This is a genomic window from Rhodanobacteraceae bacterium, assembly GCA_016713135.1.
In the GTDB taxonomy this organism is placed as follows: Bacteria; Pseudomonadota; Gammaproteobacteria; order Xanthomonadales; family SZUA-5; genus JADKFD01.
Genome location: JADJPR010000017.1, coordinates 1 through 12,525, shown reverse-complemented (window position 1 = coordinate 12,525; position 12,525 = coordinate 1). Strand labels below are relative to the sequence as shown.

At 64.6% G+C, this 12,525-nt stretch carries 12 protein-coding genes and 1 pseudogene; 10 read left to right on the top strand and 3 right to left on the bottom strand.

All coding sequences use genetic code 11. The features are described 5' to 3' along the window. Positions 1-14 precede the first annotated feature (14 nt). Both IPK27_13710 and IPK27_13705 read left to right on the top strand, forming a co-directional pair. Entirely contained in the window at positions 15-278 is a 264-nt protein-coding gene (locus IPK27_13710) for an AbrB/MazE/SpoVT family DNA-binding domain-containing protein (protein MBK8068636.1), read from the top strand. Next, entirely contained in the window at positions 275-688 is a 414-nt protein-coding gene (locus IPK27_13705; protein MBK8068635.1) for a type II toxin-antitoxin system VapC family toxin, read from the top strand. The genes IPK27_13710 and IPK27_13705 overlap by 4 nt, the downstream gene beginning before the upstream one ends. Positions 689-825: 137 nt before the next feature. On the opposite strand, the gene IPK27_13700 is transcribed toward IPK27_13705, so the two are convergent. Then, positions 826-1,290 (bottom strand): hypothetical protein, encoded by a 465-nt coding sequence (locus IPK27_13700; GenBank protein MBK8068634.1) that lies wholly within the window; start codon positions 1,288-1,290, stop codon positions 826-828. A gap of 778 nt (positions 1,291-2,068) precedes the next feature. On the opposite strand from IPK27_13700, the gene IPK27_13695 reads away from it, so the two are divergent. Genes IPK27_13695 through IPK27_13685 form a run of 3 tightly spaced genes read left to right on the top strand, consistent with a single transcriptional unit; the run spans position 2,069 to position 5,458 of the window. Then, on the top strand, positions 2,069-3,031 hold the full coding sequence (locus IPK27_13695; protein ID MBK8068633.1) for a WYL domain-containing protein: 963 nt from the start codon (positions 2,069-2,071) through the stop codon (positions 3,029-3,031). Beyond that, complete coding sequence (locus tag IPK27_13690) at positions 3,021-4,913, top strand: Eco57I restriction-modification methylase domain-containing protein (GenBank protein MBK8068632.1); 1,893 nt, start codon at positions 3,021-3,023, stop codon at positions 4,911-4,913. Before IPK27_13695 ends, IPK27_13690 begins: the two co-directional genes overlap by 11 nt. Next, positions 4,910-5,458 carry a hypothetical protein gene (locus IPK27_13685; GenBank protein MBK8068631.1) on the top strand — a complete coding sequence of 183 codons (549 nt, stop codon included), beginning with the start codon at positions 4,910-4,912 and terminating at the stop codon, positions 5,456-5,458. The genes IPK27_13690 and IPK27_13685 overlap by 4 nt, the downstream gene beginning before the upstream one ends. Here the strand turns inward: IPK27_13685 and ltrA are convergent. Beyond that, positions 5,388-6,917, bottom strand: a pseudogene (ltrA, locus tag IPK27_13680) (group II intron reverse transcriptase/maturase). The gene IPK27_13685 and the pseudogene ltrA sit on opposite strands and share 71 nt — an antisense overlap. A 422-nt stretch (positions 6,918-7,339) precedes the next feature. Between ltrA and IPK27_13675 the strand changes: the two are divergent. Beyond that, a complete protein-coding gene (locus IPK27_13675; GenBank protein MBK8068630.1) occupies positions 7,340-7,612 on the top strand; it encodes a hypothetical protein in 273 nt (90 codons plus the stop codon). Positions 7,613-7,747: 135 nt separating this feature from the next. On the opposite strand, the gene IPK27_13670 is transcribed toward IPK27_13675, so the two are convergent. Further along, complete coding sequence (locus IPK27_13670) at positions 7,748-9,595, bottom strand: ATP-binding protein (protein MBK8068629.1); 1,848 nt, start codon at positions 9,593-9,595, stop codon at positions 7,748-7,750. Between the two features lie 470 nt (positions 9,596-10,065). Here IPK27_13670 and IPK27_13665 point away from each other — a divergent pair, with 470 nt between their 5' ends. The 4 genes from IPK27_13665 to IPK27_13650 form a co-directional block, all read left to right on the top strand. Continuing rightward, positions 10,066-11,733 (top strand): hypothetical protein, encoded by a 1,668-nt coding sequence (locus tag IPK27_13665; protein MBK8068628.1) that lies wholly within the window; start codon positions 10,066-10,068, stop codon positions 11,731-11,733. 13 nt (positions 11,734-11,746) lie between these two features. Next, a complete protein-coding gene (locus IPK27_13660; protein ID MBK8068627.1) occupies positions 11,747-12,001 on the top strand; it encodes a hypothetical protein in 255 nt (84 codons plus the stop codon). Further along, positions 11,998-12,372 (top strand): hypothetical protein, encoded by a 375-nt coding sequence (locus tag IPK27_13655; GenBank protein ID MBK8068626.1) that lies wholly within the window; start codon positions 11,998-12,000, stop codon positions 12,370-12,372. Before IPK27_13660 ends, IPK27_13655 begins: the two co-directional genes overlap by 4 nt. Continuing rightward, a partial coding sequence (locus tag IPK27_13650; protein ID MBK8068625.1) for a hypothetical protein occupies positions 12,369-12,525 on the top strand: 157 nt, incomplete at its 3' end. The genes IPK27_13655 and IPK27_13650, both read left to right, overlap by 4 nt.

Below are 12,525 nucleotides of genomic sequence, written 5' to 3'. Positions count from 1 at the left end.
ACCGAGTCCGGACCATGAGCTCGCTCACCTCCAGAGTGTTCACCAACGGCAACAGCCAGGCCGTGCGCATTCCGGCCGAGTTCCGGCTGGATACGGATCGCGTCCGGATTTCGCGCAACGAGCAGGGCGATCTGGTCATCCACCCGCTGCGAGCGGCGCGAGGAGAGGCCCTGTTGCAGGCCCTGCGCGCATTGGCTGAGGTCGATGATGCCTTTATCGCCGCCTTGGAGGCGGATCAGGCCGGCAGCTTGCCGGTGCAGGAGCGCGAGGCGTTGTGATTTATCTGCTCGATACGAACATCCTGATCTACCTGATCAAGAACCACCCGCCCACCATCGCCCAGCGCATCGATACCCTGGCCGACGACGACCGGCTGTGCATGTCCTTTGTCACCTGGGCCGAATTGCTCAAGGGCGCCGAGCGCAGCGACAGGAAACCGGACGTCCTGCGCCGCCTGGATGCACTCGCCCGACAAGTCACCGTCATCTACCCGACCGGTCCCGAGATCTGTCGTCATTACGCCGAGCAATCCGCCCGGCTCACCGCCGCCGGCACCCCCATCGGCGCCAACGATCTTTGGATCGCCTGCCACGCGTTGGCCGAAGATGCCTGCGTGGTCACCCAAAACACCCGCGAATTCCAGCGCATCGTTGGTCTCAGGATCGAAGATTGGGTGCGCGAGCCCTGAAGAACCCCACACAATCCCGAACCGCCCCGTGGCAGCCGCTCCAGCGGCGATCGTTCGCGCTTCCCGAACCCCCAAAAAGAAAAAAGCCGCATCACTGCGGCCTTCTCTTGAATCGACGTTGAGTGGGAAGGTCGGCGCTAGGCCGCTTTCCGCTCCTCGCCTTCCGGCTTGGCAGCTCGCCGTTTCCGGTACATCCCCGAAAGGTCACGGCGCAGGGTTTCCAGGCCTTCGGCACGGCCGGTCAGCTTCAGCAAGCCATAGGCCTGCAATGCCACCGTCAGGATGTCGTTGCCCAGGGCGGCATCGGTGTCGTTGCAACGCGCCACCAGACGGGTCAGGCGGGACAGGCACGGACGCAGCTGGTCCAGGAGCTTGAGGTCGCCGATCGCATCATTGACCGGGATGTTGGCCGGAATCATCTGCGGATTCTGGCTGATCACCTGCAAGGCCTGGCGGCTGAAGCTTTCGCTCTGCACCCCCATCCTGCGCATGGTGCGCTTGTCGGAGGCACTCAGGGCGATCAATCCACCCAGCTCGGTTTCCAGCGAGGTCAGTGCGGCATTCACATTGGCCAGCTGAGTGTCGGTGAGGATCAGGTTCACGAGGTTCTGCGTAGACATCTTGGTTTTTCCTTTTTGACTTTGATTGGCGTCCGCGCCCCTTGGCTTGGATCGCTCCCGGGCGTTGTTGTCGGGGTGTGGCCATCAGACCAGGGGCCCGTGTCACCGGCTGACCTGTGGGTTAAATCTGCCTGAACGCCGTGTATGGACGCAGGCCAGTCCAACGCGTTCATGGGATCACCCCGATGCCGCGGCGAGCGCGCGGGGTCCACACGGCCGCACGCGACGACGCCCAGGCAGCCGGCAAGGGCCTGCGCCGGCGCGCGCGCCATCTCCGCGCAGATGCCAGCGGTCCGCGAGCAAGCGCTGGCGATCTGCACGCAGATCCCGCAGGTCTTTGCGCAAGTGCGGGCGGTCTGCGATCAGATGCCGGCGATCTGCGCGCAGACGCCGCGGTACTCAGTGCCAGACGCCAGCGGTCTGCGCTCGGGTGCTTCGGTACTCGGCGCCAGTCGCTGGCGATCTGCGCTCAGGTGCTTCGGTACTCAGCGCCAGACGCCGGCGGTCTGTGCGCAGATGCCGCGGTAGTCGGTGCCAGACGCCGCCGATCTGCGCTCAGATGACACGGTGTTCAAGACCAGACACCAACGATCTGCGAGCAGATGCCGCCGTACTCGGCGACGGACGCCAGCGATCCCCTGTCAGATGCCGGCGGCCTGCGCGTGCCCTCGTGCCCTCCAAATCGTCGCTTGCAGCCACCAGCCCACGGAGCACGCCCGACACCCGCAGAATCCCACCACCCCCACCGCGGAGGCCCGGCATGGACCGCACCGAGCGCATCGCCCAGTTGCACGGGCTGCTGTCCACCCATCGCCGCGGCCTCAGTTACGAGCGCCTCATGGCGGAGACCGGCAACTCGCGTTCCACGCTCTATCGCGATCTCTGTTTCATGCGCGACACCCTGGGCGCGCCGCTGGAGCATGAGGGCGAGCCGGCGCGGGTCTGGCGCTACGTCAATCGCAACCTGGATGCCTTCCAGCTCCCCGGCGTGTGGCTCAGCGCCGATGAGTTGTACGCCCTGATGCTGGCCCAGCAGGTGCTGAAGCAGAGCGGCGCCGGCCTGCTGGGACAGGCCCTCGGCCCGTTGCAGCCGCGCATCCAGAAGATCCTGGGCGACAAGGCCAATCACCTGGACCGCCTGCTGGTCCTGCGCACCCAGGCGCGCCACAGCAACCCCAGCGTCTTCCGCATCGTCACCGAGGCCGTCCTCGGCCGGCTGCAGCTGCGTTTCCGCTACCAGGCCCGCTCCACCGCCGAGGAAAAAGAGCGCCAGGTCTCGCCCCAACGTCTGATCCACCACCGCGACAACTGGTACCTGGACGCCTCGCAGGCCGGCCAGACCAGCGTGCGCCGCTTCGCCCTGGACCGCATCCGCCGCCCCGAACTCAGCGCCGAGCCGGCCATCCCCATCCCCATCGCCACCCTCGACTCGGAGGGCGACGCCGGCTACGGCATCTTCGCCGGCCCCGCCGTCGCCACCGCCGTCATCCGCTTCACCCCCCACGCCGCCCGCTGGATCGCAGACGAACACTGGCACCCCCGGCAGCAGCAACGCCTCCTCCCCGACGGCAGCCTGGAACTCACCGTCCCCTACGCCAACCCGCGTGAGCTGCTGATGGACGTACAACGCTACGGCGCCGACGCCGAAGTCATCAGCCCACCCGAGCTGCGCGAGCAGATGCGGGCGATGCATGCGGCGGCGTTGGGGAGGTATGGGGCCTAGCCGAGCCACTGCGCAAACGGGGTCACCAGCCTGCACTCACCCGACACAGCGCTGTTGCACGCCAGTCCGGCAGCCGCGAATATCCCAGCCACGCTCATCACCCGGCCACACCGTGTTCCATCTGCTCGACATCCTTGGCCCCAGCGCGCGCGGTCCGGAGATCGCGGCCGCGGTCTCGGAGCTTGCGAGCAACGATGAGACCGAGCGTGGCGCGGTGTTCACGCGGCCGGAGGTGGTCGCGGCGATCCTCGACCTGTCCGGTTATGTCGCCACCCTCCCGTTGCACCGGATGCGTCTGCTGGAGCCTTCGTTCGGCGGCGGCGAGTTCCTTTTGGCGGCGGTGGATCGCCTGCTGGCTGCGTATCGACTTGCCGGCGGCCGCCTCGATGACGCGGCGCGCACGCTGGCGCCGGCGATTCGCGCCGTGGAGCTGCACCGCGACAGTTACGAGGCCACCGCCCTGCAGGTCCGTGCGCGCCTGATCGCGCATGGCGTGGATCCGGCCGATGCTGGCGCGCTGTGCCGGGAATGGCTGCTGTGCGACGACTTCCTGCTCTGCGGGCTTGCTGGCGAGTTCGAGTTTGTCGTCGGCAACCCGCCCTATGTGCGCCAGGAGCGCATCCCGGAAGCTTTGCTGCGCGAGTACCGCGCGCGGTTCCGGACGATGTTCGACCGTGCCGATCTTTACATCGCGTTCTACGAGCGCGCGCTCGATCTGCTTGCGCCCGGCGGGCGCCTGGGCTTCATCTGCGCCAACCGCTGGCTCAAGAACAAGTACGGCGGCCCGCTGCGCGCCAAGATCGTGCATGGGTTCGCGCTGCAGCACTACATCGACATGGAAGGCATCGACGCCTTCCATTCCGAGGTGATCGCCTATCCCGCGATTACCGTGATCGCGCGCGCGGCCAGCGATGCCCATATCGCCGCAGCTACACGCGTCGCCCGGCCCGGCACGATCACCGACGAGCACGGGCTGCCGCGGCTGGTCGCCGCAATGCTCGCCGAGCAGGCCGACGAGTCCCTGGTCGGCGAGATCTCGCTGGCGGGGGCCGGCGCGGCGCCCTGGCTGCTGGATGACCTGACCCGGCTGGACCTCGTGCGCCGGCTGGAGCAGACCTATCCGACGCTGGAGCAGGCCGGCTGCAAGGTCGGCATCGGGGTCGCCACCGGTTGTGACCGCGTCTTCATCGGGCCGCTCGACGCGCTGCCGGTCGAGGCCAGCCGCAAGCTGCCGCTGGTGATGGCGCGCGATCTGATCGACGGACAGATCCGCTGGGGCGGCAAGGGCGTGGTCAATCCGTTCCGTGACGAAGGCGGTGTCGTCGATCTCGCCGACTACCCGCAGTTGTCCGCCTACTTCCACCAGCACTACCAGGCCGTCGCCGGCCGGCATGTCGCCACCAGGAACGGCGATGCCTGGTATCGAACCATCGACCGCATCTATCCCGATCTGGTGCAGCAACCGAAGCTGCTGGTGCCGGACATCAAGGGCGAGGCGACCTTCGTGCTGGACGAAGGCCACTACTATCCCCACCACAACCTCTATTACGTCACCTCCGCGCAATGGGATCTGCGTGCCCTGCAGGCGGTGTTGCGCTCCTCGGTCACGGTACTGCTGGTCGCCACCTACTGCACACGCATGGCCGGCGGGTTCCTGCGCTTCCAGGCCCAATACCTGCGCCGCATCCGCATCCCACACTGGCACGATGTGCCGCCGCCACTGCGCGACGAATTGGTTCAAGCAGCTTGCGCCAAGGATCAGCAAGCCATCGACGAACCGGTGTTCCGGCTCTACGGCCTGTCGCCCGAAGACGCCGAGCGCACGCGGCAGATGGCGGCGCAAGCGCAAGTCACCGCCAAGCGCAGGAATCGCCGCGAATGACGCCCAGCCTGTTGCCCGACGACTTCGACGAACGCGTGCGCCAAGCCACGCGGACCTTCTGGGCCGGCCGATCCAGCGCCAGCGCCGAGCGCACCCAGGGTGGCACGCGTGACAGCGTGCTCGGCGGCAAGAACATGGACGGTTTCATCGATCTCGTCGAGCACGTCGCCCGCCACTGCGGCCTGCCCGCCGACGCCGTCCATCGCCAGAAATCCAAGGTCGCCTTGCCGGGGTTCTTCCGCGCGACCAAAGACTGGGATGCCGTAGTCATCCACAAGCAGCGTTTGCTCGGAGTGTTCGAGTTCAAGTCGCAGGTCGGCTCCTTCGGCAACAACTTCAACAACCGCAGCGAGGAAGTCATCGGCTCCGCAGCCGATCTCTGGGTCGCCCACCACCTCGGCGCCTACGGTCACCGGCCGGCGCCACCGAGCGCAATCGCCCAATCCACGCCGGCGATCGCGGTAGGAATGCCCGTCACCGGGCACCCCCCGCACAGATCCCGGCGGGCGCAATTAACGCACCGGGCTCCCACCTTGGGTGTTTGACGCGAAAGCGCACGCTGGGCCAGGGATGGGTGATGCGCGGTCGGGGAATGTAAGCCTCCGCCAGCTGGCTCATTCGGTCCCACGTGGTGGAGCCCCGCTGGCTGCGACGCTTGAGCGCCTTGCGCCAGTGGTCGACCGCGTAGTGCCGGAACGCGTCCAGCCGATGAAAGTTGGTCGGTACGCCGTGGTAGGCCATGTAACCGCCAACCACCTGCCCCAGCCATTTCCCCCTGAACCGGGATCGGTTGGTGGAGTCGACTCCGCAGGCCGTCCTGATCGCCACCAGGGCAGCACGCATGCGGTCACGCCGAGTATGGCGACGAAGTTGAAATTCGCCGCGCCGGTCGCGTCCGCAGATGTGCGTGAACCCCAAGAAGTCGAACGTCTCGGCCTTACCCTGTCCCTCCCGGTCGCGCTGCACTTGCGCGTAGCGGCCGAACATCAGCAGCCGGGTCTTCTCCGGATGCAGGGTCAGTGCAAATCGCTCCAGTCGTGCGCGCATCGCAACCAGGAATGCTTCAGCGTCGCTCTGGTGCTGGAATCCCAGCACGATGTCATCGGCATATCGCACCACGATCATCGAGCCCCGGGCATGGCGCTTTCGCCATTGCTGGGCCCAGAGGTCAAAGACGTAGTGCAGATACACATTCGCCAACAGCGGTGAGATCACGGCGCCTTGCGGCGTCCCCACCTCGGTGGCCAGGTGCACCCCGTCCTCGATGACTCCCGCTTTCAGCCACTTCCTGATCAGCCGCAACACCCGCTCATCGCCGATACGATGCTCCAGAAACCGCAATAACCACTCATGACTCACGGTGTCGAAGAACTTCGCCAAATCGGCGTCCACGATCCAATTTACTTTTTCCTGTCCAATCGCCACCGCCAGAGCGTCCAGCGCATCGTGCTGTCCACGCCCTGGTCGGAAGCCATACGAGAAGCCCAGAAAATCCTGCTCGTAAATCGCATTCAGCACTTCCACCAGCGCCCGCTGCACGATCTTGTCCTCCAGTGCCGCGATGCCCAAGGGACGTTGCCGTCCATCAGCCTTCTCGATGTACTGGCGGCGCGAAGGTCGTGCTCGGTAGGTGCCACGGTGAACACGCTCGTGCAAATCCGCGAGTCGGCGCTCCTGGTCAACCTCGTAGTCGTGCCACGTGACGCCATCCACACCGACGGCCGCATCCCGCTTCAACCAGGAAAAAGCGGCCGCCAACAGCGATGGCGTGAGGTGGTGCAACAGCGCCGTGAAGCGCTCCTGCCCTCGGACTTTCGCCCGTTCGCGTACACGGTGCAGCTGCAGTGACACGCTTTCCCGGCTCTGCGTCCGGCGCGTGCGTGGCTGTCCCGCGTTCCCTTCGGCCTGCCGCCTTCGCTCCATGAACTCCGCCTCCGCTCGCGCGTTCTTGTTCGCCCACTTCATCGCTACTACGCAGCAGTCTGACTTCTCCGGTCCGTGCATTGTCGGCTTCGGCTCCTCGCCTTCCCGACACGGGCCGACAGGCGTCACCGCCCACCGGTCGGACCGGAGACCTCCCGGCTCCCGTACAAAGCGCGTATCCACATGCCAGGGTCTAGCGACCTCGCCGGGTCGCCACGACGCTCGCGAATAGCGCGTCGCAGCGTGCTGCCTTCCGCCGAATAGAAAGCGTCGGCACCCGGAATTAGGGTTCTTTCGCGGCTCAATGGCTGGCCTATGGACGCCCCTGTCAACGCTTCACGACGCATCTCGCGATGCGCCATGCATGACTCGGGGACAGATTGGATCGCTACTCCTCTCCCTGTCGGGGACTCTCACCCCTTACGCTTTGCCGGTTTGCGCCGGCGCACCTACTCAACCCCGTCTACCAGGTCGACCCGCGCCCGCCGTTCGTGGGCTGGCTGATGCTGCTGGAAGACTGCGAGCGCTCGACCACCGAGGTGCGCTGCGTCGAACCCCACTTCCCGGTATTCCCCGAGTTCAAGGGCGCTTCCTACGCCCGCCGCCACCAACTCCTCTGCGAGCGACTCGTCGAACGCCGCCTCTACAGCGCCGCCGCACTCGAACTGACGCCAACCGGCAGAGACACCTGCAAGTCGTTGTCGCCAGCGACCAGCATCAAGAACCTGTTTGCGGAGTTCGCGGGGAGGGTGCTGGCGGCGCGCGCAGCCGGTTGATCGGGTGCCCAGGTAGGTATCAATTGGCAGGCATGCCACGAGCCCTCACTGAGAGCTCTTCCCCCAAACCTCCCACCTCGCCCGCATTCCGCCCCAGTCCTGCCCCTCCCCGTCGTAGTCTCCCGTTGATGCTGCTCATTGCCGCGCGCTCGCGCGGCCTCCTTGGGGAACTGACGCATGGACCAAACTAGCCGCTGACTCGGCCGCGCAGCCGGAGCCGGCTGCGCCTGCTTCTTCGAGCAAGCGCCGGGAACTACGCGCGCGGGAGCGCCTAGTCCTTGACCGGATCCCCCACGTGCACGGCAAGCCACTCCACGACCCGCTTCCTGCGTGAACTCGAAATTCACCACGGGAGATCGCAGGATCTTCTGCCATGTCTTCTTGGGCCAGGAGGGCCTCTTTCCTGATCTTTGCCAGCGGAAGGCGGCCATCGTGAAGCAAGATGTCAATTAGTTGCCCTAGGGTTGCCAATGCGTGATATTTCGCAACGACAGCCTTTAAGCTCTCAACTCGCCTGTTGTAGGCGTTTTCTAAGTCATCGATGAGGTCTTTGGCTACGTCATCCTTTAGCCCCAAGGACTCGAGGTGATCTCGAATGGGCGAGAGATTCAGGGGGGCAAATAGGTTTCGCGCTTGGCGTTCCTTGTTGTCGCCCCCATCTTTGGTTTTTGATGATTCTCGAAGGTCTTCAATTTCGGAGAGGATTGATTTTAGTATTTCGCGAAGGTCTGAGTAACCTTGGTTCTCGTCCAGCCCCTCGCGATTTGACTGGTCTCTGAGTTCTGGATTTTTGTCGGCCGTAATAGAAACATGGCCAACAATCTGGTTATTTGACAGGCGCTTAGATGGAAATTGAACTCGGCGGATGTCAAGCCGTAACCAATCATTATTTGGTTCACCATAAGGCAAAACCCTGAAGTCATCTCGGTAAATGTTAATGCCGGCAAACGCGTTCAAGTCCGATCGAATGTCCTGGAGGCTTAATTTTGTTTGCTGGATTACGTTTCCAAGATCATCTCGATCCCAGATTCGCAATTCGATAAGGAGTGGCCCGCAGACGGGGATCTTCTTCCTCCACCGTGCCTGGCTTTGTTCTTTGTCGTCGCCTATTGCTTCCTCTTTGACTCTAGAATAGGCCTCGATCCCGAGATACTGGAGTCCGCCCTTTCCATCCCTTACGAAAGCACCGTCCATCGACTTGACTTCACCCGTTGCCTTGACCTCTAGCTTTAGAGCGCATTTCCCTTCAGCATCGATCGATCCGCTTACGGTGTAGTGTGGATAGTTCAAGACTGCCGGAGATGTTATTTCGGATGAAAACTCTGAGAACTCCTCTGGTGCCTGCAGAAAAACGGTGAAGTCCTCGCAATTATTAAATGGGGAGATCAATCGAGACAGCCCCCTTTGGATCTGGCGAAACTTGTCTTTGTCCCAGACCTGGGCGAGATTGCTCATGCGGAGCAATGTGCCCTGGTCCGAGGGCGGGGAAGCGGTGGGAACTTCATGCCGAGGCCAGATTGCGTCGAGACCCCTATCGCTCGTAATTACTTCGGGCTCCCGCACTTCTGTAAGGATCAGAACTTCATCCAGATATTTTTGCTCGTTGTCGAATTGCGTCCAATCGAATATGCCGTAGATTTCTTCGCTGGTCCCCGTTGCTCTCGTGATCAACTCCAATTCTGAAGCAAGACGCATCGCTGCAAAACGGCCGATGCCCTTCTCCCCAGTTACCCGCCTGCCTTTGGGTCCGGAACTGGTTGTCTGTCGCTTGCCAGGTGTCGCTGGTTCCATCCAGGCACCACGAACGACGTCAAGAGCCATTCCGCAGCCGTCGTCAAACACTTCAATTCGACCCGTTCCAGGCACGAGCGGAGGGACGAACCTGATGAGGACTCGACTTGCTTCGGCGTCGTAGGCGTTCTTAACCAGTTCAATAACGGCAACGGCGTCATTGCTAATAAGTTCGCTACCGAGCGTCTTCATTATCCTCGCTCTTGGACGCAAGGAGGATTCGTTTGGATTTCGTGTACGAGTCATCGTTGATCTGTTGAGCGCCGATTGGTTGCGGATGTATCCGGTTAAAGGGCCGGTCCCCGGCAAGGGTGCAGCTCGCCGTGAGTCCTGGGCCCATAGTCGTTTGTCAAGGTTTGCACGAGCGACGGCCGTGCACAAGTCGCGGACAGTGAGGTGCGGACTTTTCCCGATTGATCGTGCAGACCTTGGGCGGCCTTGGTGAGTCTTTTTCGCGTAGGGACATTCAGTCGTAGAGGGCAATGCTCCTTAAAGCTCCGCGAGTGGGTATTCCACGGAGATAGTCGGGCAACTTAGGAGTCTTGACCCCAATCCTCCCCACCTCGCCCGCATTCCGCCCCAGTCCTGCCCCTTCCCGTCGTAGTCTTGCGTGATGCTTCACGTTGCCGTGCGCCCGCGCGGCCTCCTTGGGGAACTCACGCATGGACCACACCGAATCCGCCGACGCGGCCGCGCAGCCGGCGCCGGCTGCACCCGTTCCTTCGCGGTCCTTCCTGACCGCGCTGTTCGGGCAGTGGGATCCGCCGCCGTGGTGTCGCTGGTTGTGGCAGCGGCGGGCGAAGGTGGCGGGGGTGCTGGTGCTGCTGGCGGCGCTGGGCTATGGCATGTACTGGTGGGCGACGCGGCCGGCGCCGGTGATCCCGAATGCGCTGGAGTTGTCGCTGTCGGCGCCGGGGTTGACGGATTACGACCGCGACGACATCCGGGTGGATGCGCTGCGGGTGCATTTCTCGGGGTCGGCGGCGCCGCTGGAGGCGGTGGACGGGCCGGCTTCGGGGGTGGCGCTGGAGCCGTCGTTGCTGGGCAGTTGGACCTGGGAGGATGACCGCACGCTGCGCTTCCAGCCGCAGACGGACTGGCCGGTGGGCCAGCACTACACGGTGACCCTCGATCCTAAACTGACCGTGGCGGACACCGTGGTGCTGGCGCCATTCGATTTGCAGTTCGACACCGCGCCGTTCACCGTGCAATCGGTCGGCAGCGAGTTCTACCAGGATCCGCAGGACGCGAACCTGAAGAAGGCGGTGTGGCAGTTCCGCTTCAGCCACCCGGTGGACGCGGCCAAGCTGGAATCCGCGCTGCGTTCGCGCATGTTCGATGGCGCCGGGCGGGTGCTGCAGAGCCCTGCGCTCAGCACCCAGCTCAACCAGCGCAAGCTCAATGCCTGGGTGCATTCGGCGCCGCTGGAACTGCCGCCGAATGGTGGCCAGGTGTTCCTCGACGTGGGCAAGGGCATCACCAGCCTGCTCGGCGGACCGGGCAGCGAGACCGAGCTGTCGCAGAAGGTGGACCTGCCGGCGCTGTATTCGGTGACGGTCGACGACCTGTCGCCCACGCTGGTGGAGGATCCCGGCAAGGATCCGATCCAGGTGATCGTGATCGGCTTCAACTCGGCGATGAAGGACACCGAGGTGGTGGCGGCGACGCGCGCCTGGATCCTGCCGGAGAAGAATCCGAAGCTGAAGGACGATGAGCAATCGATTCCCTACCAGTGGAGCGAGGGCGAGATCGACGAGGCGCTGCTGAAGGCTTCCGCGCCGCTGAAGCTCACGGCAGATCCGGCCGAGCGCGAGTGGCTGGAACTGCACAGTTTCAAGTACAGCGCGCCGGTCGGTCGCCGCATCTACGTGCGGGTGGACAAGGGGCTGAAGTCCTTCGGCGGCTTCATCCTCGGCAAGCCGCACGCGGTGGCGCTGACGGTGCCGGAATACCCGCGGCTGCTGAGCTTCGTGGGCGAGGGCGCGCTGCTGTCGCTGCGCGGCGAGCGCCGGGTCACGGTGGTGGCGCGCAACATGCCGAAAGATCCGCCTGGAGATCGGCCGCGTGGTGCCCGAACGGTTTACCACCTGGTGCAGTTCAACGAAGGCAGCTACGGCCGGCCGGAGCTGTGGACCATCGGCGAGGACAGCCTGGTCGAGCGCATGGAAGCGCGTGGTGCTGCCCTCAGGCGATCCGGCGAAGACCCTGTACGAGGGCATCGACCTCGGCGAGTTCTTCAGCGGCGGCCCGCCACGGCGTGTTCCTGCTGTCGCTGCGCACGCTGTCGATTACGAGGCCGAGCAGGCGCCCGACTGGACCATCGCGAATGATTCCGGCGAGACCATGGACGCGCGCCTGGTGGTGCTGACGGACCTCGGCATCGTCGCCAAGAAGACCCTGGACGGCTCGCGCGAGGTGTTCGTGCAGTCGCTGGCCGGCGGCACGCCGGTGGCCGCGCGCGCGAGGTGCGCGTGCTGGCGCGCAACGGCGAGACCTGACCGCAGCCGACACCGATGCGATGGGCCGCGCCTCACCGCCGCTGGATGGATTCGTGCGCGAGAAATCGCCGGTGGCGATCAGCATGACCGCAGGCGATGACCTCCTTCCTGCCGCTCAACAGCTATGACCGCGGGCTGGATCTGTCGCGCTTCGACATCGGCGGCGATGCCAACGAGATCGATGCCGGCACGTTGAAAGCGCATCTGTTCTCGGACCGCGGGCTGTACCGCCCGGGCGACACGGTGAACATCGGCTTCATCGTGCGCGCGGCGGACTGGAACCGGCCGCTCGCCGGCATCCCGCTGGAAGTGGAGTTCTCCGACCCGCGCGGCAGCGTGGTCAAGCGCGAGCGGGTGTCGCTGGATGCCACCGGCTTCGACGGCTTCAGCCATGCGCCGCCGGACAGCGCCCGTCCGGCACCTGGCGAACCACGCTGTACCTGCTGGGCGATGACGATTCGCGCACCATGATCGGCGCCACCACGGTGCAGATCCGCGAGTTCCTGCCGGACACCCTGCGCGTGCGCGCCACCCTGTCGGCCAGCGCCAGCGGGGCTGGAGTCAAGCCCGACGGCATGAGCGCCACGGTGGCGGTCGAGAACCTGTTCGGCACCCCGGCGCAGC

Bases quoted from the DNA above. Each gene is read 5' to 3' on its own strand.
- IPK27_13710 (MBK8068636.1), top strand. From the start codon at position 15: ATGAGCTCGCTCACCTCCAGAGTGTTCACCAACGGCAACAGCCAGGCC.
- IPK27_13695 (MBK8068633.1), top strand. From the start codon at position 2,069: ATGGACCGCACCGAGCGCATCGCCCAGTTGCACGGGCTGCTGTCCACC.
- IPK27_13690 (MBK8068632.1), top strand. From the start codon at position 3,021: ATGGGGCCTAGCCGAGCCACTGCGCAAACGGGGTCACCAGCCTGCACT.
- IPK27_13685 (MBK8068631.1), top strand. From the start codon at position 4,910: ATGACGCCCAGCCTGTTGCCCGACGACTTCGACGAACGCGTGCGCCAA.
- IPK27_13675 (MBK8068630.1), top strand. From the start codon at position 7,340: ATGCTGCTGGAAGACTGCGAGCGCTCGACCACCGAGGTGCGCTGCGTC.
- IPK27_13670 (MBK8068629.1), bottom strand. From the start codon at position 9,595: ATGAAGACGCTCGGTAGCGAACTTATTAGCAATGACGCCGTTGCCGTT.
- IPK27_13665 (MBK8068628.1), top strand. From the start codon at position 10,066: ATGGACCACACCGAATCCGCCGACGCGGCCGCGCAGCCGGCGCCGGCT.
- IPK27_13660 (MBK8068627.1), top strand. From the start codon at position 11,747: ATGGACGCGCGCCTGGTGGTGCTGACGGACCTCGGCATCGTCGCCAAG.
- IPK27_13655 (MBK8068626.1), top strand. From the start codon at position 11,998: ATGACCTCCTTCCTGCCGCTCAACAGCTATGACCGCGGGCTGGATCTG.